Here is a 24,683-nt window from a genome sequence, read left to right as displayed (position 1 = left end):
TCCCCTATAATGCCGTTTCTTGTACTAATGCACCATTGAGATAAACCTCAATACGAACATTACCTACACCAGACACTTTTTTAACAATACGATCACCAGGTTTATTTGTATCATCGTAGATAACAGCAGAACCGTCATCATCTTTTACGACAATTTTTAGCTCTTGGTTTTTAGAGCCTGCCGGAACTGTAATATCTACCGTACCAGTAGTTTTATTACTACTACTGTCAGATTTTTTATCATCTTTCTTTTTGTCATTTTTATATTCAGTAGTTAGATTTACTGCAGTACCTTCATCAATTTCATCGCCAGCTTTTATGCTTTGTTCTGTTACAATAGATTTTTCCTCTACAGAACCAGCGACTTGATTAACACCAAGATGAGCATTACTCAATGTATCTCGTGCATCTTTTAAAGTCATACCAATGACATTTGGCATTTGAATCTTTTTAGCTTTAGCTTTATTTACAACGAGATCAATTGTTGTGCCTTTAGAAACTTTAGAATCACCAGATGGACTTTGAGCTATGATAACACCATCAGGTTTATTATCTACAGACTGTTGTGTTACTTTACCAACAACTAAACCAACATCTTTAAGTCGTTGTCGAGCTTGGTCTACTGTTAAGCCAGACAAATCCGGTACTGTAATATCACCAACACCTTTAGATACAACAAGGTGAATTGTACGTTGTTCTTTAACCTTCTCTCCTGCACCTGGTGTTTGAGAAATAACTTGACCAGCTGGTACATCAGGATTAGTAACCTCGCTTGTAGAAACACGCAAATGTTTATCTTCTAAAATATTTTTAGCTACAGAAACTTGTTTACCCACAACATTAGGTACATCTACAGTTGTGTTACTCCAGAAATTACCATAACTCAAGAAGGCACCTAAGAAGGCTACTAAAAAAATTACGGCAGCCCCTAGGACGATATATTTTTGTGGGATAGATGCAATTTTACTTAACATACTCTTCTTTTTACCCTCATCGTTTTGCTCTTCTTGAATATCACTGAAATCCTCAAGTGCTTCAGGATCAACAGCTGGAATCATTTGAGTTGCAAAATCATATGGTTCATGACGTTGAGTTTTACCCATTGTAAAGCCTTGAGACAATCGTAAATCACTTATCATGTCAGAAATAGAATCAAAGCGATCTGCAGGGTTTTTAGATAATGCCTTCATTACGACAGCTTCTAAAAGCGGTGGGATTGAAGGATTATATCGAGTTGGAGGAGCTACTTTTTCACGTACATGTTTTAATGCTACTGCAATTGGAGTCTCCCCTTCAAAAGGAACTCTACCTGTTAGCATTTCATATAAAACTACGCCTAAAGAGTAGATATCAGTATTACCATCTACTGGTTTCCCACTGGCTTGTTCAGGTGATAAATAGTGAGCAGAGCCTAAAATTGAATTCGTGTACATAACTGTATTAGTAGCATTCATAGCTCGAGCAATACCAAAGTCAGTTACTTTTACACGCCCCGTACGAGTAATAATGACATTATGAGGTTTAATATCACAATGCACTATTCCCATCGTATGTGCGTGTTCTAAGCCCTCTGCGATAGCAATAGTGAATTTTACAGCCTCGTCTATGGATAGTCTTCCATGTCGCGTTATATATTCTTTTAATGTTTCACCATCTACATATTCCATAATGATATAGTGTAAATCTTGATCAAACCCTACATCATACATATTTACAATATTAGGATGATTTAGTTTGCCCGCCGCTTGTGCTTCTCGTTTAAAACGCGTAACAAACTCATCATCATTAGCAAAGTTAGCATGCAATACTTTAATTGCTACTTGTCTACCTAATAAGGTATCTTCTCCAAGGTATACGTCAGCCATTCCGCCAACGCCAATTTTATCAACAATTCGGTAGCGGTTATCTAGAAGTATACCTTTTATATTCATAGTACTCATTATTTCTCCATTTCTAGATTAGATTGTTCCCACCACAATGGTCACATTATCTCCTGCTCCGACATCATATACGGCTTCCATCAATGATTCTACAACCTTCATATCATCACTATTAGATTGTAATGCACTAGCAATAACATCATCTGATACATAACCACATAGTCCATCAGTGCAAAGTAAAATACGATCACCTGGAAGAATAGATTCTACACCACTATCAACCTCTAAAGTATCATCAACCCCAACTGCACGGGTCAATAAGTTTCTTTGAGGGTGATTTAGCATTTCATCCTTTGTAATCTCTCCAGCAGTTAATAATTCTTGTACCATAGAATGATCTGTAGTAATTTGTCGTAAAAGACCATCTCTATATACATACAAACGACTATCACCAACACTTGCCCAGTATAATTGGTCACCATTAACGGCCGTAACAACAGCAGTAGTGCCCATACCAGCAAGACGTTCTTCATGAGCTACGCGATTAGCTATACGTTCATTGGCATGAATAATAGCATCACATAAATCTTGTTGCCCCACAGTTTCAAGGGAGGCCAAATACTCTTTAATTTCATCAACAGCATAGGTACTAGCGATTTCACCGCCACTATATCCACCCATGCCATCAGTAACAGCGCAAACGTTACCATCAATAAAGAAACGGTCTTCATTGCGTTGACGTACAAGTCCAATTTTACTTAAACCAACAAAATTATTCATGATTCTCCTTTTTCCGACCATGAGCTGCTTTTAATTGCCCACATGCGGCTTGGATAGCATCGCCCATCTCTTTGCGTACCGTTACAGATACGCCATAGGAAGCAACGATGTCTTTAAATGTATTCATATTCGTAATAGATGGTTTATATAATTCTATATGTTCATTGCCATTAACAGGTATTAAGTTAACATGGCAATTTGGGAAATCTTTACAGATTTTCCCCAATGCATGAGCCTCCTCCATAGATGCATTTACTGAATCTATAAGAATATACTCAAAGGTGATACGACGTTGAGTCGTATCATAATAATATTTTACCGCATCTAAGACTTCCGTCAATTCATAACGAGCCCCAACTGGCATAATACTACGACGCACTTCATTATTTGTAGCATGTAATGAGAGTGCCAAAGTTATAGGTAATCCTTCATCAGCTAATTTATAGATGTTTGGAACCCACCCACAAGTAGAAATAGTCATCTTTCGATAACTAATATTACAAATCATAGGATCATGTAATAGTTGTAGTGACTGCAAAACATTATCATAGTTTTGTAATGGTTCCCCTGCCCCCATAACTACAACAGAGTGGATTTGCTCTTTTGTAAGAGCTCCGAAAATAACAACTTGTCCAATGATTTCAGACACTGTTAAATCGCGATATAAACCACCCTGTGTAGAGGCGCAGAACACACAGCCCATGGCACAGCCAACTTGAGAAGAAACACATACAGAGTATCCATAATATTGCTCCATTAAAACGGCTTCTACCCGGCTTTGATCAGTCATTTCAACAAGAATTTTACGAGTCTTCCCATCTGGAGATACAGACTCCGTAATTAATGTTGGTAAAGAAATAACACAGTTATCACTTAACCATTGACGCAACTCTTTAGGAAACTGCGTCATCTCTTCAAAATCAAATATATATCTGTGATAAATATAGTCTATTAACTGTTTCGCTCGAAACTTTTGTATATTATGGGTCTTAAAGATAGATTGTAACTCTTCTAAAGACTTACCCAATAATTCTATCATGGTACTCCATTTCTATTATTATGATATGCGTTTTACACGAGCCATAAAGAATCCATCCATCTGATCTCGTGGCGGATATGTTGTAATCATACCCTCTACAGCTTGTGGCAACCCTTCAAATGATACAGGATCAATGATAAAGTTCTTATGAGTTGCTAGGAATTTTTCTAGTACATCCTCATTTTCCCCACTATTGATAGTACAAGTAGAGTATACTAAATATCCATTAACTTTAACCATTTCAGCAGCTTTTTCTAATATTTCGAGCTGTAATGGAGGTAAGTCAGTAAGTAAAGATTGTGTTTTACGCCAACGCATATCCAACTTTTTTTGTAATATGCCAAGTCCAGAACACGGTGCATCTACTAAGACGCGATCGAATTGTTCTTTCCAATTATCGGGTAAATAACGACCGTCTTGTAGCTTAGTTGAAACTATGGATACTCCAAGTCGTTCAGCATTTTGATTCATAAGCTCTAATTTATGATCGTATATATCACAACTCATAATAGCACCCGTATTATTCATGAGACTTGCCATATGCATAGACTTACCACCTGGTGCAGCACAACAATCTAATATGCGCTCGCCTGGCTTAGGATCAACTACATGAGCAACGAGCATAGAGGCTTTATCCATAAAGGTAATATGACCTTCCATAACAGGTTTTGCTTTTTCCAAGTGCCCTTGATGTGCATCAATATAAACTACTTCTGGAATATCATTGTCCTGTTCAACAGTCCAACCTAAATCTCGTAGTTCTTTTAAACAATCCTCAATAGATACTTTTACAGTATTTATACGTGCTGTCAAACGAGGTTGTTCATTAAACCAAGCACAAAGATCTATAGTCTTATCCTTCCCCATTTCATTTATCCATAAATTAACTAACCATAAAGGTTGATTATAAATGAAAGAAATTTCTTCAGCCTCAGACTTGGCAAGTTCACCAATAGAAATACTATCACTTTCACGTAATACTGAACGTAATACGGCATTTACAAAGCCAGATAATCCTCTAGTTAACTTTTTTGCCAATTTTACAGATTCATTGACCGCTGCGCTTTCAGGGACTTTATCCATATAGATAATTTGATAAATGCCAAGTCTAAGAATTTCTACAACCATGGATGATAATTTCTTTAATGGTCTTTTGGCAAAATGAACAATAATGGCATCTAAATAATTTTTTCTACGGATGACACCATAGACCAACTCCGTGAAAAATCTTCGATCTAAATCGGATAAATGATATTTTTGTAAATACTCTTGTAACTTGATATTGGCATAAGCACCATTACGATTAATATCACTCAAAGCTTTCACTGCGAGCAATCGAATATTTAGTTGTTGATTCGTTTTAACTTCAGTCATCGTTTTTCCTACCAATTAATTGTTCAACTGCTGCTCGAACACGTTCAGGATCTACTGTAGTATTGCAACAAGGTCCATTAGGTCTTTCATTTAAAACGCCAATGACAGGTATCGGAAATACATCAGCCATACCACTTGCTAAATCACGTTCACAAGCAATAGCTACAATAGCCTTTGGTCGTGCTTCTTTTACCTTCATTCGCGCTAATGTACCACCTGTTACCACTATAAATTGACAGCCATACTCTTTAGAAATTTGCAATAAACTTCCAACTTGGCATCTACCACATTGTTTACAATTGTATACATCATGTGTAACCTTATGAACACATGAACTTTCCTGTAAACAATGAGGTGTCAATAACAATATACGTTCTGGATCAACTGTATACATATCAAGCATCACTAGATGATTAATCAAGTCAATCATAGACTGACGCAATTGATCCTTAGTAACCCCTCTCACTTTACCAATCAATAGGGACACCGGAAACAGTCCATATATAAACTGGTTAGCAAGCCTTAAAACAATAGGATGTAACCGTAGTATACCGAAACTAGCAATAATCAAGGATGCGCACAATAACCATATAACACAAATGCATACCGAAAAAATCACTGTACTTATTATGGGTGCAACAGGATGTAATTGTGAAAGTCCAGGCTCTAATATATACATTAGAAATCCCATAATTACAGTAATTATGGCACATGTAATTGATGACAATATCAGGTATAACGGATACGTTTCGTACTGCTTATATTGAGTCTCCAAAAACGATACCTTCCTTTATCTGATGTCCATTAATAAAATCAATAGCAGAAATACGTTTTTTATTTTCTGGCTGAACCTCTGTCAATAGAATTATATTTCCATCACCACAATATACACCTAAACCGGCTATTTTAGATACGATTGTACCAGGTATAGTTGTGGCTGATATAGCAATTGGTACATGTTTACCATGGATATCTATCAAACAGTGAGTCGTATCACTTGGGACCACTTCACCAGACCATACTTTTAAACGTTTTCCATCGAGATACGTATAACATCCAGGAGCTGGATTAAGACCTCTAATAAGATTGACAATTTCATGGGCTGACTTAGACCAGTCTATGTGCCCCATTTCCTTTGTAATCTTTGCAGTATGTGTAGCCATTGTATCATCTTGTGGCGTAGCCACAATTTCTCCATTAACCCAACGAGTTAATACGGGAACAATAGTTTCGCCACCAAGCACCGCCATACGTTCAAATAATTGACCTGTCGTTTCACCAGGTAAAATATCGGTCTCTACGATATCGATGATATCACCTGTATCAAGGCCATCATCCATATGCATAATTGTAACACCTGTCTTAGTATCACCATTTAATATGGCATAATGAATTGGTGCAGCACCTCTATACATAGGTAAGATAGATGCATGTACGTTAATACATCCATATTGTGGTAAACGAATAAGCCATGGCGGCAAAATTTTACCGTATGCAATAACCACTACTACATCGGGATTTAGATTTTCAAGTTCTGCTTGTACTTGTTCATCACGTAATGTTACCGGTTGGAATACAGGTAAATTATGTTTTAAAGCTGCCACTTTTACAGGTGGCATTTGAACTTGTTTACCGCGACCTTTTTGTTTATCTGGCTGACAGTATACACCAACAATAGAGTGACCAGCCTTTATTAATGCTTCCAAAGTAGGAACAGAAAAATCAGGCGTCCCCATAAATACGACGCGCAATTGTTTTTGATTAGACAATTTCTTTCTCCTCTGGGTGATCAGTAATCAATCGTAAGTTAGTTGCTTTTTCAATAAACAAATGACCTTCTAAATGATCAATCTCATGTTGAAAAATACGCGCTAAAAATCCTTCAGCTTTAATTGTTACCTTTTTATTATGAGGGTCTATACCTTTAACGGTAATTTTGTCGAATCTTTCCACATCGCCAAAATATCCTGGTACACTTAAACAACCCTCTGGACCCACTTGAGATCCATCAGCATGCGTAATTTCAGGATTAATCAATGCAATGAGACCACTACCGGCATGATCATCTACGACGATAATTCGTTTTGACACCGCTACTTGAGGTGCAGCGAGTCCAACGCCATCAGTCTCATACATTGTTTCCGCCATATCATCGATAAGGGCTCTAAGTTTTTTATTAACATGTTCTACAGGTTCCGCAATTTGTTTTAAAACGGGGTGACCTGCTTTTACAACATCTAATACTGCCATTTATACTCCTATACTAAACAGGATCTACATCAATCAAAAGTCCTTCTTGTGTGAAGATCCATGAATTATATATATATTCTTTTAAATTTGATAAGTCAGTACCTCGAATCATAATCGCTAAACGATACATATCCCGTACTTTTTTGATACTTGCTTCATAAGGTCCATTAATGAGAATATCGGTATCACCTTTATGGACCTCTAAATCGCTTACAATACGATTAGCTATGGCCTCTAAGGTCTCCATATTTTGATGACGCACTACCATGTGAATCATCTCTCTAAACGGAGGATATCCTAATGCTTTACGATTTTGAATTTCTTCATTGTAAAAGCCTACATAATCATGAGCCTTACTCTTTATTATAGCATAATTTAACGGATTATATGTTTGTATTACTACACTGCCCGGTTTATCACCACGACCAGCCCTGCCAGATGTCTGTGTAAGTAAATCAAAAGTTCTTTCAGATGCGGAATATACAGGAATATTTAAAACTGAATCGGCTGTTAAAATACCAACAGCTGTTACATCTTTAAAGTCATGACCTTTTGATACCATTTGGGTCCCCAATAAAATATCATATTTATGGGCTCCAAAGTCATGTAAAATATCTTCTGCTAATTGTTTATTCTTTGTTACATCTTGATCAAGTCGAGCAATACAAGCAGACTTAAAGTGTCGTCGCAATTCTTCTTCTACCTTTTGTGTACCTGATCCAAAGAATTTAATGCGTTGACTATTACACTTTGGACAGACCGTAGGAATCGGTTCATGATGTTCACAATAATGGCACCGTAATTCTTCACCTGCTTGGTGATACACCATAGCTACATCACAATGAGGACACATAATAGTTTCCCCGCAATCGCGACACATTACAAAGGTACTATAACCACGTCTGTTCAATAGAATAATCATTTGGTTATGTTCATTCAATGTTTTTTGAATTAAGCTACTCATAGCATCAGAAAAAACAGAATAGTTGCCATGAAGAATTTCTTCCTTCATGTCCACAATAGTTACTTTTGGCATTGGTTGTTCAAAAATACGATGTGGTAATTCAAGCAAATGATACTCCCCTTGCTTAGCTTTGTAATAGGAGGTTACAGATGGTGTTGCAGAACCTAGTATTACAGGACAACCATGTGCTTCCCCACGCCATAATGCAACATTTCTAGCATGGTAACGAACCATGTCCTCTTGCTTATAAGAAGTATCATGCTCTTCATCTACTACGATAAGTCCAATATCCTCTGCGGGAGCAAATACCGCAGATCGCGCCCCAATGATAATATGGCTATCCTTACGACGCAAACGCTCCCAGTTATTATTGCGTTGTTGAACTGTTAATTTACTATGAAATACTACAACTTCATCACCAAAGGTTTCTACAAAGCGCCGTACAATTTGATCTGTCAGTATAATTTCTGGAACTAGAATAATGGCAGTCTTATCTTGACTAATGCATTTTGCTGTAGCTTTTAAATATAGTTGAGTTTTTCCGCTACCCGTTACGCCATGTAACAAAAAGGTTTTATGTTGATGTGAATTCATCGCCTCTTGAATAGGCTCATATACCGCTTGTTGTGCATCAGTTAATGGTATATTTATTTCTTCTGTAAATAGTTCATCAAAAGAGGTTTTTGTAGCTTTAAATCTAGATTCAATAGTAATCCCCTTAGCTTCACTCACTTGTTTAATGACCATTCGAGAAAAACCTTTAGCCAATAATAAAGCTTTTGATGCGCCACCCACTTCAAGTAAATATTTGGCCAATTCCCGTTGTTTCTTTTTTCGTTCACTAAATTGTTCTACCGTGAAAGCCGGTGTAGCCACAAGCCATTCTTCTTTTGGTGCTTCATAGGATTTTAGAGTTTTATTAACCGTAAATAAACGCAATGCATCGCCATAAGAGAATAAATAATATTCATTTAAACGACGGGCCGTATCCATCATTTCAGGTGTAAACCAAGGTTCATTGTCTAATACTTGAACAATATTTCGCAATTTAAATTCAGGAGGTTCTAATAATTCTTCATAACCAATCAGAATTCCCTCTTCACGACTATTGCCTAAAGGAATAAGTACACGTGTACCAGGTAAGATATTGCCAAACTTTTCAGGCATTAAGTAGCTTAACGGTTTATGAAGTTGTTTAGCAGGTCTATTGATGATAATTTTTGCGACACGCATACATTATATCCTTTCATTTACTATAAAAGGTCTCAGTAGAAATTCTACTAAGACCTTTTGTATTATAAGCCAGCTTCAGCTTTTAAAATTGCTGCTTTGTCAGTACGCTCCCAAGGTAAATCTACATCAGTTCTACCAAAGTGACCATATGCTGCAGTTTTGCGATAATGAGGTTTTAACAAATCAAGCATTTCAATAATACCTGCTGGACGAAGGTCGAAATGTTTCTTAATAAGTTCTTGAATTTTAGTTTCCTCAATGCGACCTGTACCAAAAGTATCAACTAAAACGGATACAGGATGTGCAACACCAATAGCGTAAGCAACTTGTACTTCACACTTATCAGCAAGGCCTGCTGCTACAACATTTTTAGCTACATAACGAGCTGCATATGCTGCAGAGCGGTCAACCTTAGATGGATCCTTACCAGAGAAAGCACCGCCACCATGACGAGCCATACCGCCGTAAGTATCTACGATAATTTTGCGGCCAGTCAAGCCAGCATCACCATGAGGACCACCGATTACGAAACGGCCAGTTGGGTTAATGAAATATTTTGTATTTTCATCAACAAATTCAGCAGGCAATGCTGCATCGATAACAAAGCGTTTCAAGTCTGCTTTAATTTGTTCTTGCGTAACTTCAGGGCTATGTTGTGTAGAGATAACAATTGTATCAATACGTTTTGGTTTACCATCAACATATTCAACAGTAACTTGAGTTTTACCATCTGGACGAAGATATGTTAAAGTGCCATCTTTACGAACTTCTGTAAGACGACGGGATAAACGATGAGCCAAAGAAATAGGCATAGGCATAAGTTCAGGTGTTTCATTAGATGCATAACCAAACATCATACCTTGGTCACCAGCACCGATTTTATCTAGTGCTTCACCATTACCATCTTTAGATTCAAGAGCTTCATCTACGCCCATCGCAATATCAGCAGATTGTTCATCAATAGAAACAAGTACACCGCAAGTGTCGCAGTCAAAGCCAAATTTTGCACGTGTATAACCAATTTCACGAACTGTATCACGTACGATGCGAGGAATATCTACATATGTATTAGTAGAAATTTCACCTACTACATGAACAAGACCAGTAGTAACTAAAGTTTCACAAGCTACACGAGCAGTTGGATCCTTTTCAATAATCGCATCCAAAACAGCGTCAGAAATTTGGTCAGCTATTTTATCTGGATGGCCTTCAGTAACAGATTCAGAAGTAAAAAACATATGTTTTTCAGCCATTTTATCCTCCTAATACGAAAAAAAGCCTCTCATGTACTCATGAGAGACCCTCCCATCTAACGACATTTGTCATAGGAATTAGCACCTTTTCCTCTTGGAATGGTTGCTGTAGCTTCATAGGGCCTATCCCTCCACTACTCTTGATGAGTTACAGAAATATTATAGTGTATTTACATTGATAAAGCAAGTCATTATTACATATCTTTCTATCAATTACAAACTACAAACATAAGATTCTCTCATGTATGGTGTTATTTATTTTTTACCAATTCTACAACTTCTTTCATAATATTATGGGCCAATTCAGATTTTTTCATATTAGGCATTTCTTTAGGATCTTTATGAGGATATAAGAAGTATCCTTCATTTGTATCTACATTAAAGCCTGCATTAGATTTACTAACATCGTTTGCTACAAGCATATCTAAATTTTTTCTAGTAACCTTATCTTGACCGTATTTAATAACATGCTCAGTTTCTGCTGCAAAACCTACAAGAATTTGATGATTCTTTTTAGCACCTAAACCTTGTAGAATATCTGGATTTTTAACAAGTTCTAAAGTCATGGACTCCATTTTCTTTATTTTTTGTTCTGCCTTGTGAAGGACTCTAAAATCAGATACAGCAGCCGCCATAATAACAACATCTACCTCATCATATCGAGATTCAACAGCATGTTGCATAGATAAAGCAGAGTCAACAGGAACAAAATCTACTCCACTAGGTACGGCTAAAGATGTGGGTGCACTGACCAAAATAACGTTAGCCCCCATCCGGGCTGCTTGCTCAGCAATAGCATACCCCATCTTTCCACTAGACCGATTACCAATATAACGAACAGGATCGATATTCTCTTGTGTACCACCGGCTGTAACAAGCACTGTAATACCTTCAAGTTCATTAGATTTGCACATCTGTGATTCAAGCCAATCTACAATAGCTTCAGGCTCTGGTAAACGCCCAACACCGGTAACCCCACAAGCAAGCCATCCTTCCGCAGGTTCCATAATATGGTAGCCAAGAGAACGCAAACCTTCCAAATTACGTTGAGTAATCGGATTGTTATACATTTCTGTATTCATAGCAGGACAAAGATATTTTGGAGCCTTAGTAGCCATTATTGTTGTTGTTAGCATATCATCTGCAATACCGGCATATATTTTACCAATTACATTTGCCGTAGCTGGAACAACCACATATGCATCTGCCCATGTAGCTAATGCAATATGCTCCACATCCCATTGATGTACTTGTTCAAACATGTCGATAGCTACAGGGTGACCACTAATTTCACCAAATGTAAGAGGTGAAGCTATATGAGTGGAATTTTGAGTCATAACAACCTTTACTTCAGCACCTTTTTTACGTAGCCTGCTCACTACTTCAATTGCCTTATACGCAGCAATACCTGCAGATACAGCGACAATGATATGTTTTCCTCGCATTTTCTTCTCCTTTTAAAAATTCCTTGTATCAATGATACAAGGAATTTTTGTTCTTATTTAATGCCTTCTTTAGTGCGTTTATAAGTCACTTCACCTTCGGCAATTTCATAAAATGCCAAGGATACAGGCTTGTCAGTTGCATGTGTAGATTCAGCTAAGCATGGTTCGCCATCTGTTAGTTCACGAGCACGTTTAGCTGCTAATGTTACCAAAGTATATTTACTATCTACTTGATTTTCCAATTTTTTCAATGGAGGTTTTACCATCATACTATCACTTCTCCTTAGACTCTTGATACTGTTTATAAATAAATTGAATTTGCTCTTTATTGCGACTAATCTTACAGGATTCAGCTCGTAAGATAGATGCAACCTTCTCAGATGCCTCTCCGAGATCATCATTTACAACTATATAGTCATATCGATGGGCTAATGCCAATTCAGAACAAGCTAATGACAACCGTTTATCAATAACTTCTTTCGCATCTGTACCACGATTATGTAAGCGCTCAGATAACTCAGTTAATGACGGTGGTACTATATAGATAAATACAGCATCACTAAAACGTTCTTTAACTTGCATAGCACCTTGAATATCAATTTCTAACAGTACACTTTTACCATCATCCAATAAATCCATCACATGTTGCTTCGGTGTACCGTAGTAATTATCATATACCTTTGCATATTCTAAAAATGCATCTTCACTTAATAGAGTTTCAAACTCTTCTTTCGAGCGAAAGAAGTAATTAACCCCTTCCACTTCACCAACACGAGGTGCCCGTGTGGTCATGGAAACGGAATATACTAAATTAGGCATTTCTTTTCGAATATTCGCACAAATCGTACCTTTACCTGCGCCAGATGGCCCGGATATAACGATTAATAATCCTCTGTCTGACATATGTACTCCTATGATTCTACTGTATCTTCGTCTACATCATATTGCACAAGTCGATGTGCTACGGTTTCTGGTTGAATTGCAGATAATACAATTTGACCGCTATCCATAACTAATACAGCACGAGTCTTACGACCATATGTAGCATCAATGAGTAGGCCCTTGTCACGCGCATCTTGAACCATACGTTTTATCGGTGCAGATTCGGGACTAATAATAGCCATAACACGGTTAGCAGATACCATATTACCAAAGCCTATATTCAATAACTGAATACTCATTTATGGACCTCCTATTACTCTACATTCTGTACTTGTTCTCTAATTTTCTCTAACTCACATTTTAGCTGAACCACAAACTCTGTAATACTTGAATCCATAGCTTTGGAACCAATTGTATTCACTTCACGATTCATTTCTTGCAAAATAAAATCCACCTTACGACCGATTGAATTCTCATCTACAAGTGTGTTTTTTAATTGTACCACATGTGAGGTAAATCGGACAATCTCTTCCGTAATATCAGTCTTATCAGCCAATAAAGCAATTTCCTGCAAAAAACGATCTTCACTTATACTCGCTTCTAAAGACACTAAATATTCTTGAATTTTTACCTTTATATGCTCACGATACGCATCTACAGCGCCGGCCTTATTCTCATCAATACTCTTGATTATATTTTCTAAAGTAGTGATACGAGACAATAAATCTTGTTCAATATGTTTACCTTCTACAGTACGCATTGTTATTAAGGCATCTAGTGCTTGATTTGTAGATTCTTGTACTATTTTTGAAAGCACATCTTCTGCAATCGGAGTGTCTTGTTGTTGTATCCATTCATTAGAAATGGAATTGACCGCTTGTAAAGGCACTTTTTTAGGGTCATCATAAAACTCTTCTTGAACAAGCAATTCTTGTATCTGCTTTCTCAATACACTATTTATAGTAAAAGTTTTAGGTCTTTCCCCTGCATCCTGAATAGAAACAGATACTTCAACTTTACCACGGGTAATTCGATCTTGTACTAATCCACGAATAATACTTTCAAAAGGGTTTATTTGCTTTGGACTACGTATAAATAAATCCAAGAATCGTGCATTTACAGACTTAATTTCTACCGTACAGGTAATGCCATCTTTGGTTGCCGTACCAGAACCAAAACCGGTCATACTTTTCATATGATATCCTCCTTAGCAGTTTTTATTATTGTACCACGAATTATACATTCCGTGTTTAAATACTAAGAATTATATGTGCATTATGTTATACTAAACTATACTTCTAAATAGAATTGAAAGGAGTACTATGAATTTAGACGGACTTACCATGTCTGTTCTCGCTAAAGAACTAAATGCGCGATTACAAACAGGTCAAATACAAAAATTATATCAAATAGATAAAACTACATTACTATTTAAAATTCGTGCACTTAACGAAGATCAAAGCTTGGTCATCACTGTTGGTGCAACCCCTGCGATGTATCTCAGTAAACCTATTCAAGATTTACCAAAAGAACCTAGTTCTCTATGTATGTTTCTTCGCAAACATATTGAAGGAAGCCGTATTGTAAAGGTTGAACAAATCAATGGTGACCGAATCATGTGTATCCAAACGGATAAGCTTGAAATGGATGGTTCTATTACGAGCACATTTATTTATGTAGAATTAATGGGCAAATATTCAAACTGTATTTTTGTGCAAGATGGAGTGATTTTAGAATCATTAATTCACGTATCACCTTTAATGAATCGTGAACGTTCTATAAGTCCTAAACTACACTACGAATTACCACCTAATGCTAATCGTGTAAGTTTAATGGATTTTGATTATGATGAAATCAAAAATTTACTTACCTCCTTCGGTGATGGCACTGTACAACAATCTATACGTGCCATCTTTAACGGTTTTGGTAAACCTTTGTTGGATGAAGTATTATTGACTTCAAATCTTAGCTGTAATGAGATCATAAGTGACTTAATTCCCACGCAAGTTGATGCCTTAGCTAAGGCGTTATATGAGTTAAAAATTAAGCTCAATGAAAGTAATGGTTTGCTTACTTTAATTAATGATAATAATAAAAAAGCACACGCCACTTTTATCCTACAAAATTATAAAGTACTTAAAGAATATAGTACGATTTCAGAAGCCTTAGAAGAATCGATTCATAATACAAAATCCATTCACACTGCAGATAAAGAACTAGAAAAGATCTTAACAGCAGCCATAAAAAAAGAAGAAGTTCGTCATCAAAAGATTAAAGATGAATTAGATGACACCAATAAAATGGATACATATAAACTATATGGTGATATCTTAATGATTAATGCTCACTTACAAGTTCAATATGAACCTTCTATCCAATTACCAAATCTTCTTTCTGAAGATGGAGAATTATTAACAATTCCTCTAAAGCCAAATCTTACAATTGTAGAAAACGGTCAATGGTATTATAAGCTCTATACTAAATTAAAAAATCGTATGGTCAGTGGTGAATATCAACTTAATGCTAGTACTACAAAACTTGAATATCTCAAATCAATTTTATATAGTATTTCATTAGCCACTACCCGTGAAAGCTTAGAAGAAATTCGTAAAGAATGTATGGATGCAGGCATTATCAAAAAATCGAAGAAGCCATTATCATATAAATTAGGTAAATCAAATTACATTCATTTAACCATCGATGAAGGTGAAATATTTATTGGCCGTAACAATCAACAAAATGAATATTTGACTCATCGATTTGCGAAACCAACAGATATTTGGTTCCATACACAAGACATTCAAGGTTCCCATCTCATATTAAGACTTAATGTAGAGCCTGATGATATGATTCTATCTAAAGTTGCTCAATACGCAGCCTACTTTAGTAAGGCACGTGAAACTAGCAAAGTACCTGTAGATTATACATACATTAAAAATATCAAAAAGCCACCTGGGTCTCCACTTGGTTTTGTTATTTTTAATACTCACCAAACAATGATCGTAGAACCTAAAAAGCCTGATAATTATAATGAATAAAAAAGAAGCGAAGGAAATCCTTCGCTTCTTTTCTTATAATATTATTGGGGTTATAGGACAAAAAGTGTTGCTATTTCAGTCCCAAAGATTGGTAAATAGGCGATCATAATTATGCAAATCGCTCCAAACAATAGCATCACCCCAAGTTGGAATAGAGGCTTCTAACCTAGATTGTTCATGTATGGTATGATATATATCAGAAATACTCTTGTTGGTCGGCATAACCTTAAGTATTTCTGCATTAGAAAGCGGGTTCGGTGAGTGCATATAGCACCACCAGAACACCGCTTTTATTCGTCTTTCAATAGACATTCCTCTATGATTACGTAACATAGCGCGTAACTGAGCATTTACGCCACCTTCTATACGATTATTAGTAGCCGGACAGGTACATGTTAATGATGTATCTAAGTAAGTAAACAAACATCTTTTATTGATTAATTTAATTAAGGAATTTTCTGCTTTTATGAGTCGTTCGTGTTTAGGTCGTATCGTACCATTTTCGTCAACGGTCATTTCTGATAGAAATACTCTATGTCGTACTTTCCATGACATAACGTTTTGTACCCACTTTACGGCATGATCTTGTGTGTGTATCGTTAATAAATCCCTTGCAATTCCATATAATTCACGGCCAGCAATCGTTTTAGGACGTATTGTTGTATAGCGTTTTACTTGTTGAAATGCGTGAAATAAGCATCTTTGTAGTTTGGCCTTCGGCCAAACTTTTTTTAATGCCTTTTGAAAGCCGGTACCACCATCGGATACAACTACTGTAGGTGGTGAAATACGTCGTAATAAAGCCTCCCAAGCCTTAGAATGTTCATATCTACAAACATACCAGCCTAAGACATGCGTCTCATTACAACAGATTAAAATGCAAGCATTTCTAGCTAAATAAATACCATCAACAAATACTACGCTACTTGATGATTCAACTTTTGGTGGTAATGGCCAAAGTTCCCAAAACTGTGATGTTTTTCTCCGAAATGAACGTCCATCACCAGCCATATCTAACTGTGTGTGTTTACCAAATAACCAATCCAAAAACATCTGTAAATTATTGTTAGTTTTATTCACTTTATTTGTGAATGAGCAAGAACATTGATTACAATACCAACGTTGAGAACCCGCATTTGTTCTACCATTTTTCTTACAAATGAAACCACAACTAGGGCATCTGACTAGTTTCATAATTATACTCCTTCTAAAAAATATATCTTTCTAGAAAGATAAAACCTTATTTGAGTCAGTAAAATCAAGGGAGTTCAGACTTTTTAGCAACACTTTTTGTCCTATATGTAAAAGTTACTCAAAAAGATAAAATGCCGATAGAGCCAGTATTTAACTACCTCCATCGGCATTAACAGCAACACTTTTTGTCCTATAACCCTATTATTGGTTTTCTTCTGTACGTTGTTCAGTTTGTTTCAAACTTTCACGATTTTGACGTAAGCTTTCCAATGTTTTTTCTAAATTGTTTTCCACATATTTAAGAACATCACCAGCATATTGAATAGAGCTGGATTTCAATTCCTCAGAGGATTGGTTAGCTGCACTGATAATTTGATTAGCTTGTTCTTGAGCTTGTTTAACTAGTTCACTTTCAGCAGTTAATTTAGCAATGTAGTCTTTAGCTTGATCAATCAAAGTTTCAGCTTGACGTTGAGCATCAGCTAGCACTTTATCTTTATCGGCTACAATACGACGAGACTCTTCAAGTTCCAATGGTAAAGACTCTTGAATAGAATCAATAATACGCATAATTTCGTCTTCCTCAACCATACGTTTTGTAGTCATAGGAATACGGCTGCTAGATTCAATAAGAACCTCTAAATCTTCTAATAATTTTTCTGTTTTCATACATTTCACCCCTATTTATTATGGACCGTATTAAAGCGTTCTTCAAGTTTTTCCTTAACATCATCCGGAACTAAACCATCTAGCTTACCGCCAAATTTTGCAAGTTCACGAATACCTGTGGAGCTGACGAAAGAGTATTTGTTATTTGTCATAATAAATACAGTTTCAATATCATCATCCAAATATTTTGCAAACAACGCACGTTGAAATTCATATTCAAAGTCACTTAAAGCTCGCAATCCTCGAATGATTATTGTGGCATTCTTAGATTTAACATACTGGTTAAGTAGACCACCTGTACAATCAATTTCAACATTAGGAATATGTTTGACAGAATTTTGAATCATCTCAACCCGTTCTTCCATGGTAAATAAGGAATTTTTATTTGGGTTAGAGCTGACAGCAATGATTAATTTATCAACTAATCGACTGCCTCGTTCAAAAATATCAACATGTCCATTTGTTACTGGGTCAAAACTACCCGGACACACACCTATACGCACAGGTTTAGCTCCTTTCAGCTGTGTTTACAAAATAGGAAACCATGGTATAACCAAATTTCTGTTCTTTTATACATTTCCATGATTCAGGCAAGGTAAATGCCTCGTCCTTATGGTGCTCTAGTAGTAAAACACCTTCGGGCTTTAATAAATCACAGTCTACAACCATATCTATGGTCTCTTGTATAAATCCATTTTCATATGGTGGATCAGAAAAAATATAATCGAACTGTCGTCCCATTATATAGTTTTTTAATTGTGAAAGTTTCCTCGGAATGATTTCTAACCGATCTTCCACATGACAATGTTTGGCATTCTCCAAAATCAATTTTCCTGTTTTAAAGTCTACCGCTACTGCATGTGCTGCACCACGACTTAAGGCTTCAATAGCTACTGCACCTGTACCTGAAAATATATCTAATACATGAGTACCAAATATACCTCTATTAGATAATACATTAAACACACTTTCACGAACACGATCAAGTGTAGGTCTAGTATCTACCCCTTTAGGTGCTTTTATAGTATGTCCCTTTGCAGTTCCGCCAATAATTCGCATACAACCCTCACAAGATTATACTCATTAATTATAGTATATAAATAACCAAATTAAAAGTATCTTTTATTTATGATACTTCAATTTTAATATCTCGTCCCATCAATTCTGCTAATGCCAAAGCAGGAGATTTTTCCTCATATAAAACTTCATACAATGCCTTTGTTATTGGCATTTCAATATGATGTTCACAAGCCATTTTATAAATAATGTCAGTAGCAAAGAAACCTTCTACAACCATATTCGTATGATTAATAATATAGTCCATTGTTTTACCATCTGCTAATTTTTGTCCAGCAGCCCGGTTGCGACCATGGGGACTCATACATGTGGCAATCAAATCTCCCATACCAGCAAGGCCAGCATAGGTTTCTTTTTGTGCCCCTAAGGCTACACCAAAGCGGGTCATCTCATGCAACCCACGTGTTAAGAGCAATGCTTTACAGTTATCCCCTAACTTTAGACCGTCTACAATACCAGCAGCGAGAGCAATAATATTCTTTGTAGCCCCTGCTAACTCAACACCAGTAATATCAGTATTTGCATAAATTCTAAAGTTTTGACTACATAATGCTTTCTGTAGCATCGTAGCCACATCAAGATCTTCTGTACTTAAAACAGATGCAGCCGGTAAATCGCGTCCAATTTCCTCCGCGTGATTTGGGCCAGATAAAACAGCGAGATTACATCCAACTGTTCCTAGAACCTCTCTCATAACTGTAGTCAGCAATTTACCAGTAGTACGCTCTACACCTTTTGAACAAAGTATATACGATTGTTCTTTATGAGCATATGGCTTAATAGACTCTAAACTAGTACGTACATGTACAGATGGCGTAACCATGAGAATGATATCAGCCCCTTTAATACAGGTAGCAAGATCTGAACTATATACTAATTCATTTGGTAATGTTACGCCAGGTAAATACTCTTTATTCTCCAAATCTTTAGCTAATTGATCTGCAAATTCTGGGCGACGACAATATAAAGTTGTGGTATTTCCAGCTAATACGGATTTAATAGCAAGAGCAGTACCCCAGCTACCAGAGCCGACAACAACAACATTCATATATTAATCCTTTTTGATACGTTCTACTTTTAACTCATTACCTGCAAGTAAACGTTTGATATTATCCCAATGGCGAACAATGACAAATAAAGCAGCCAAAGCGCCAAAGCCAACGAACCAATAAGATTCGCCTATAAAATACATTAAGATTGGTACCAAAGCGGCAGCTATAATTGATCCTAGTGATACGAGCTTAGTGAAATAGACAATAACGCCCCATACCAAGAAGGCAATCAAAGCAACTAATGGTGACAAAGCAATTAATACACCTAGTCCTGTAGCTACGCCACGACCACCTTTAAAGCCTAAGAATATAGACCAGTTATGGCCCATCATAGCAAGAATACCACCTAAGATCATATACATAGGTCCATAAGAGGATAATAATACTACCCCAGCCGCGCCTTTTAAGGCATCACAGAGAAATACAGGTAATGCAGCTTTGAGACCTATAACGCGATATGTGTTAGTGGCACCTATATTTTTAGAACCATATTGGCGGACATCTGTATTAAAGAAGGTTTTACCGATAATTAAACCACTAGGAATTGAACCAATAAGATATGCCAATATAGCATATACGATAACCATAATATCCATTAGTCTTCATCATCCCGTTTCTTACCACGCAACACTAAACGAATTGGTGTTCCTTCAAAGCCAAAGGACTCACGTAATCTATTTTCCAAGAAACGCATATACGAGAAGTGAATTAACTCTGGTTCATTTACAAACAAAATAAATGTAGGTGGTTTAACACTTGCTTGTGTCATATAGTAAATCTTTGGAATTCTGCCATTACGAGATGGTACAGGATTTACTGTTTGAGCATCTTGCAATAATTGATTTAATGTACCTGTAGATACACGGCGATACTGTTGTTCAGAAACGAATTTCAACATATCAGCTAAGCGATGAATACGTTGCTTAGTCAATGCAGATGCAAATAAAATCGGCGCAAACTGTAAGAACCCTAATTCATCATAAATATCTTCAGTAAAGCGCAGAGTTGTTTTATCATCTTTTTCAACAAGATCCCATTTGTTTACAACAATAATTACACCCTTGCCTGCTTCATAGGCATAACCAGCAATTTTCTTATCTTGTTCTGTAACACCATCTTGAGCATCAAGCACAAGAACAACAATATCCGAACGGTCTACAGAGCGTAAAGAACGCACAATACTATATCGTTCAACAGCTTCTTCGATTTTAGATTTACGTCGCATGCCTGCAGTATCGATAAGGACAAATTTTTGATCTCCATGGGTCCAATATGTATCGATGGAATCACGTGTTGTCCCTGCTACATCAGATACGATTACGCGGTCTTGCCCTAATAATGCATTAGTCAAAGAAGATTTACCTACATTAGGACGGCCAATAACCGCTACGTGAATAGTATCTTCATCATCAACATTTGTACCAACTGGAGGGAAATGTTTAACTGTATCGTCTAGCAAGTCACCTAAATTCATTAAATTCTTAGCAGAAATACCAATTGGATCACCTAAGCCAAGATTATAGAATTCATAAATATTAGGTTCTTGATTAACACTGTCAATTTTATTAACAACTAAAACTACAGGTTTGCCGCTAGCACGTAATATATTTGCAACTTCTTCATCAGCAGGAACAATCCCTTGTTTACCATCAACAACAAATAAAATTACATCTGCTTCTTCAATTGCTAATTCAGCTTGTAAACGCATCATCTTAGGAATAACATGACTATTATCTGTTATGAATTCGATACCACCTGTATCTATCATTGTAAATTCACGATTTAACCACTCTGCGTCAAAGTAAATACGATCCCGTGTTACACCAGGAATATCTTCAACAATAGAGATTCGTTTATTAACAATGGCATTAAAAAGTGTAGATTTCCCTACATTTGGACGACCTACAACAGCCACTAATGGTTTTGCCATGGTTTCACCTCATTATCTAATCTAATACATTACTATATTTTATCATATTCTACGTAAAGTACGCAAAAAGGCTAACCAAGGAAACCTTGGTTAGCCTTATATTAGACAATGAATTATTCAGCGTCTTCTGCAGTTTCTTTTGCTTCCATCAATTCAGTTAAAGCCAAACCCAATTTCTTTTCGTCTTTGTTTAGAGAAATGATTTTAACTTCTACTTCTTGACCGCGGTTTAAGTAATCTTCAACTTTCGCATTACGTTGTTTTGTAATTTGAGAAATGTGAAGTAAACCTTGAATGTCATCGTTAACAGCTACGAATGCACCGTAAGCTACCAAACGAACAACTTTGCCGTTAATAACATCGCCAACATGCAATGTTTCTTCAGCTACGTCCCATGGGCTCTTAGTCAAAGCTTTTAAGGACAAGGATAATTTGTTGCTTTCAGCGTCGAAGGATTGTAATTTAACTTCGATTTCTTGACCAACGGAAAGAACATCTTCCACTTTTTTGATTTTTTGCCAAGAAATGTCGGAAATGTGAAGTAAACCTTCAATACCACCGATATCTACGAAAGCACCATAAGGCATGATTTTACGAACAATACCTTTATAGTTGTCGCCAACGTTGATGTTTTTCAATGCTTCAGCTAATTTAGCTTGACGTTCTACTTCCAATACTGCACGACGGGAAAGAACCAAACGGTTTTTCTTTTCGTCGATTTCAAGTACTTTAGCTTCGAATTCTGTACCAACCAAGTTGTCCAAGGATTTTACGAAATGAACATCACCTTGGGACAATGGAATGAAACCACGAAGGGATTTAACTGTTACTACCAAACCTGCTGGGATAGCATCAATACCTTTACATACGATAGCTTCATCTTTTTCTTGTGCTTCGATAACATATTGCCAATCTTCATCTTTAGCCAAGCGAGTCATGGAAAGATAAATAGGATTATCTTCTTTGATGTGGTTCATGATAACTGCTTTAATTTCATCACCATTTTTCAACACATCTTTGGCAGATTCTGGTGCTGGATAAGAAATTTCAGTTCTGTTCAAAATGGCTTCAGTTTTGTAGCCAAAAGATACATAAGCGCGTTCATCTTCAACTTGAACTACTGTACCTTCTACAACGTTCCCTTTCTTAAATTCTTCTTGACCTTCTGCTGCTAATAATTCTGCAAAATCTTTCATTGTCTCAATGACCTCCTTAATAATCCAGTCGGGAGTCGATGCTCCTGCTGTAACTCCTACCGTCTGTACTCGGTTAAACCATTCCAGTTGTAATTCAGTAGAAGTTTCAATGTGATAAGTTGTACATCCAACGTCACGACAAACCTCTGCCAATCGGTTTGTGTTTCCGCTATTCTTACCGCCTATCACTATCATAAGATCTACATTACGTGCTAAGTCAACGGCAGAGTTCTGTCGTTCTTGCGTTGCATTGCATATCGTTTTGAAAACCTTAAGATTCTTAGATTTTTTCTCTAATATCTCTATTATACTGTTAAATTTGAATTGTGAAAAGGTTGTTTGTACAACAACACCCATTTTTTCCACAATTTGTAGTTTTTGGGCGGATTCTTCATCTTCGATGATTATTCCTTTGTTATTTGCCCATAAATTGATACTTTTTACCTCAGGATGGTTTTTTTCGCCCAAAATCACCAAAGTCATTCCATCTTCTATGACAGACTTAGCATCTTGTTGCGCTTTTTTTACATGAGGACATGTAGCATCTAAAATATGTAATCCCTTTTCTTCAGCTTCTGCATAAATAGCAGGGCCTACACCATGAGATCGAATAATCATTGTCCCTTCGTCAATATCTGCTACCTCTTGAATAGGACTTACACCTTTACTTTCAAGGCGACCTACAACTTGAGGATTATGAATGATAGGACCTAATGTATAACTTTTACCCTTACCATCGGCAGCTTCATTAGCCATTTCAACGGCTCGCTTAACACCATAACAAAAGCCATGGTTTTCAGCCAAAATTATTTCCATAAAGTCTCCTCTATACGATTTTCATGATACGAATCTATCATGCGTTGAATTTCACCTTTAACGCGGTCATTAACCTCTTTGATTGCTTCAGGTGTTGGTTTAGCTTTATTTACAGGAACTTGTTTACCAATAATACAAGCCACTTGATTTTTCTTCATATTATGAGATCCAATAATAGCAACTGGTGTTATACCAATGCCTGTACGCAATGCAATTGATGCTGCGCCATCATGAAATCTTCCAAGCTTACCGCTCTTTTGACGGTTTCCTTCAGCAAATATCCCTAGCACCTTATTGTCTTTCAATAATCCTAATGCATGACGTATAGCTACCTTGTCGATAGCACCGCGATTTAGTGGAAACGCACCAAGCCATGTACAGAAAAATCGAGAAATGGGATTCACAAATAACTCCTGTTTCGCCATAAAATGTACATGTCTAGGTAATGCATAGCCGCAGATAGGTGGATCATTGTTACTTAAATGATTTGGTACAACAATAACGGGACCTTCCATAGGAAAATTATCACGCCCATATACCTTTAGTCCATAGCCGACTTTATAGCGCAACCAAAAGGCAGTACGCCAAAGCCATGTAGAAAATTTATTCATC

General features: G+C 36.6%; 24 protein-coding genes and 1 riboswitch. Of the genes, 1 reads left to right on the top strand and 23 read right to left on the bottom strand.

Going from position 1 to position 24,683, the window contains the following annotated elements; genetic code table 11:
* Positions 1-4 precede the first annotated feature (4 nt).
* The 14 genes from pknB to VEIS1202513_RS03020 form a co-directional block, all read right to left on the bottom strand.
* Positions 5-1,930 carry a Stk1 family PASTA domain-containing Ser/Thr kinase gene (gene pknB, locus VEIS1202513_RS03085; RefSeq protein ID WP_213467975.1) on the bottom strand — a complete coding sequence of 642 codons (1,926 nt, stop codon included), beginning with the start codon at positions 1,928-1,930 and terminating at the stop codon, positions 5-7.
* A 27-nt stretch (positions 1,931-1,957) separates the two neighbouring features.
* On the bottom strand, positions 1,958-2,659 hold the full coding sequence (locus VEIS1202513_RS03080; RefSeq protein ID WP_213467807.1) for a Stp1/IreP family PP2C-type Ser/Thr phosphatase: 702 nt from the start codon (positions 2,657-2,659) through the stop codon (positions 1,958-1,960).
* Positions 2,652-3,698 (bottom strand): dual-specificity RNA methyltransferase RlmN, encoded by a 1,047-nt coding sequence (gene rlmN, locus VEIS1202513_RS03075; protein ID WP_213467806.1) that lies wholly within the window; start codon positions 3,696-3,698, stop codon positions 2,652-2,654. The genes VEIS1202513_RS03080 and rlmN overlap by 8 nt, the downstream gene beginning before the upstream one ends.
* Positions 3,699-3,716: 18 nt before the next feature.
* Positions 3,717-5,072, bottom strand: a complete 1,356-nt coding sequence (rsmB, locus tag VEIS1202513_RS03070; protein ID WP_213467805.1) for a 16S rRNA (cytosine(967)-C(5))-methyltransferase RsmB — start codon at positions 5,070-5,072, stop codon at positions 3,717-3,719.
* Positions 5,065-5,847: a DUF116 domain-containing protein gene (locus tag VEIS1202513_RS03065; protein WP_213467804.1), complete on the bottom strand. Its 783-nt coding sequence runs from the start codon at positions 5,845-5,847 to the stop codon at positions 5,065-5,067. Before VEIS1202513_RS03065 ends, rsmB begins: the two co-directional genes overlap by 8 nt.
* On the bottom strand, positions 5,831-6,841 hold the full coding sequence (gene fmt / locus VEIS1202513_RS03060) for a methionyl-tRNA formyltransferase (protein WP_213467803.1): 1,011 nt from the start codon (positions 6,839-6,841) through the stop codon (positions 5,831-5,833). Before fmt ends, VEIS1202513_RS03065 begins: the two co-directional genes overlap by 17 nt.
* The gene (def, locus tag VEIS1202513_RS03055) at positions 6,834-7,322 is read right to left on the bottom strand and encodes a peptide deformylase (protein WP_213467802.1); all 489 of its coding nucleotides are present in this window, start codon (positions 7,320-7,322) and stop codon (positions 6,834-6,836) included. Before def ends, fmt begins: the two co-directional genes overlap by 8 nt.
* A 13-nt stretch (positions 7,323-7,335) precedes the next feature.
* The gene (priA, locus tag VEIS1202513_RS03050) at positions 7,336-9,519 is read right to left on the bottom strand and encodes a replication restart helicase PriA (RefSeq protein ID WP_213467801.1); all 2,184 of its coding nucleotides are present in this window, start codon (positions 9,517-9,519) and stop codon (positions 7,336-7,338) included.
* A 62-nt stretch (positions 9,520-9,581) separates the two neighbouring features.
* On the bottom strand, positions 9,582-10,772 hold the full coding sequence (gene metK / locus VEIS1202513_RS03045) for a methionine adenosyltransferase (RefSeq protein WP_060924651.1): 1,191 nt from the start codon (positions 10,770-10,772) through the stop codon (positions 9,582-9,584).
* Between the two features lie 49 nt (positions 10,773-10,821).
* Positions 10,822-10,922, bottom strand: a riboswitch (SAM riboswitch).
* 101 nt (positions 10,923-11,023) lie between these two features.
* Positions 11,024-12,217, bottom strand: coding sequence for a bifunctional phosphopantothenoylcysteine decarboxylase/phosphopantothenate--cysteine ligase CoaBC (gene coaBC, locus VEIS1202513_RS03040; RefSeq protein ID WP_213467800.1), 1,194 nt, complete (start codon positions 12,215-12,217; stop codon positions 11,024-11,026).
* Between the two features lie 53 nt (positions 12,218-12,270).
* Positions 12,271-12,486 carry a DNA-directed RNA polymerase subunit omega gene (gene rpoZ / locus VEIS1202513_RS03035; RefSeq protein ID WP_060924653.1) on the bottom strand — a complete coding sequence of 72 codons (216 nt, stop codon included), beginning with the start codon at positions 12,484-12,486 and terminating at the stop codon, positions 12,271-12,273.
* A 4-nt stretch (positions 12,487-12,490) separates the two neighbouring features.
* Positions 12,491-13,120 carry a guanylate kinase gene (gmk, locus tag VEIS1202513_RS03030; RefSeq protein WP_119206419.1) on the bottom strand — a complete coding sequence of 210 codons (630 nt, stop codon included), beginning with the start codon at positions 13,118-13,120 and terminating at the stop codon, positions 12,491-12,493.
* Between the two features lie 8 nt (positions 13,121-13,128).
* Entirely contained in the window at positions 13,129-13,398 is a 270-nt protein-coding gene (gene remA, locus VEIS1202513_RS03025) for an extracellular matrix/biofilm regulator RemA (RefSeq protein ID WP_005386753.1), read from the bottom strand.
* A gap of 14 nt (positions 13,399-13,412) precedes the next feature.
* Positions 13,413-14,294 carry a YicC/YloC family endoribonuclease gene (locus tag VEIS1202513_RS03020; RefSeq protein WP_213467799.1) on the bottom strand — a complete coding sequence of 294 codons (882 nt, stop codon included), beginning with the start codon at positions 14,292-14,294 and terminating at the stop codon, positions 13,413-13,415.
* Positions 14,295-14,421: 127 nt separating this feature from the next.
* Between VEIS1202513_RS03020 and VEIS1202513_RS03015 the strand changes: the two genes are divergently transcribed.
* Positions 14,422-16,137, top strand: coding sequence for an Rqc2 family fibronectin-binding protein (locus VEIS1202513_RS03015; RefSeq protein WP_213467798.1), 1,716 nt, complete (start codon positions 14,422-14,424; stop codon positions 16,135-16,137).
* A 75-nt stretch (positions 16,138-16,212) separates the two neighbouring features.
* Here VEIS1202513_RS03015 and VEIS1202513_RS03010 read toward each other — a convergent pair whose 3' ends face one another.
* From VEIS1202513_RS03010 to VEIS1202513_RS02970, 9 genes are all read right to left on the bottom strand, one after another.
* Positions 16,213-17,331, bottom strand: coding sequence for an IS1249 family transposase (locus VEIS1202513_RS03010; RefSeq protein ID WP_213466934.1), 1,119 nt, complete (start codon positions 17,329-17,331; stop codon positions 16,213-16,215).
* Between the two features lie 201 nt (positions 17,332-17,532).
* The gene (locus VEIS1202513_RS03005; RefSeq protein ID WP_213467797.1) at positions 17,533-18,000 is read right to left on the bottom strand and encodes an ATPase; all 468 of its coding nucleotides are present in this window, start codon (positions 17,998-18,000) and stop codon (positions 17,533-17,535) included.
* Between the two features lie 11 nt (positions 18,001-18,011).
* On the bottom strand, positions 18,012-18,503 hold the full coding sequence (coaD, locus tag VEIS1202513_RS03000; protein ID WP_024066177.1) for a pantetheine-phosphate adenylyltransferase: 492 nt from the start codon (positions 18,501-18,503) through the stop codon (positions 18,012-18,014).
* 4 nt (positions 18,504-18,507) lie between these two features.
* Entirely contained in the window at positions 18,508-19,059 is a 552-nt protein-coding gene (gene rsmD / locus VEIS1202513_RS02995) for a 16S rRNA (guanine(966)-N(2))-methyltransferase RsmD (protein ID WP_060924657.1), read from the bottom strand.
* 67 nt (positions 19,060-19,126) lie between these two features.
* On the bottom strand, positions 19,127-20,125 hold the full coding sequence (locus tag VEIS1202513_RS02990; protein WP_213467796.1) for an NAD(P)H-dependent glycerol-3-phosphate dehydrogenase: 999 nt from the start codon (positions 20,123-20,125) through the stop codon (positions 19,127-19,129).
* Between the two features lie 3 nt (positions 20,126-20,128).
* The gene (gene plsY, locus VEIS1202513_RS02985; RefSeq protein ID WP_213467795.1) at positions 20,129-20,725 is read right to left on the bottom strand and encodes a glycerol-3-phosphate 1-O-acyltransferase PlsY; all 597 of its coding nucleotides are present in this window, start codon (positions 20,723-20,725) and stop codon (positions 20,129-20,131) included.
* Positions 20,725-22,059, bottom strand: a complete 1,335-nt coding sequence (gene der / locus VEIS1202513_RS02980) for a ribosome biogenesis GTPase Der (RefSeq protein WP_060924659.1) — start codon at positions 22,057-22,059, stop codon at positions 20,725-20,727. Before der ends, plsY begins: the two co-directional genes overlap by 1 nt.
* A gap of 113 nt (positions 22,060-22,172) precedes the next feature.
* Positions 22,173-24,071: a bifunctional 4-hydroxy-3-methylbut-2-enyl diphosphate reductase/30S ribosomal protein S1 gene (locus tag VEIS1202513_RS02975; protein ID WP_105085549.1), complete on the bottom strand. Its 1,899-nt coding sequence runs from the start codon at positions 24,069-24,071 to the stop codon at positions 22,173-22,175.
* Positions 24,062-24,682: a lysophospholipid acyltransferase family protein gene (locus VEIS1202513_RS02970; protein WP_105085548.1), complete on the bottom strand. Its 621-nt coding sequence runs from the start codon at positions 24,680-24,682 to the stop codon at positions 24,062-24,064. Before VEIS1202513_RS02970 ends, VEIS1202513_RS02975 begins: the two co-directional genes overlap by 10 nt.
* Position 24,683 lies beyond the last annotated feature (1 nt).

Source organism: Veillonella orientalis (assembly GCF_018406505.1).
Lineage (GTDB): Bacteria > Bacillota > Negativicutes > Veillonellales > Veillonellaceae > Veillonella > Veillonella nakazawae.
Note: the sequence above shows the minus strand (reverse complement) of the source record. Positions and strands in the feature narration are given on the sequence as shown.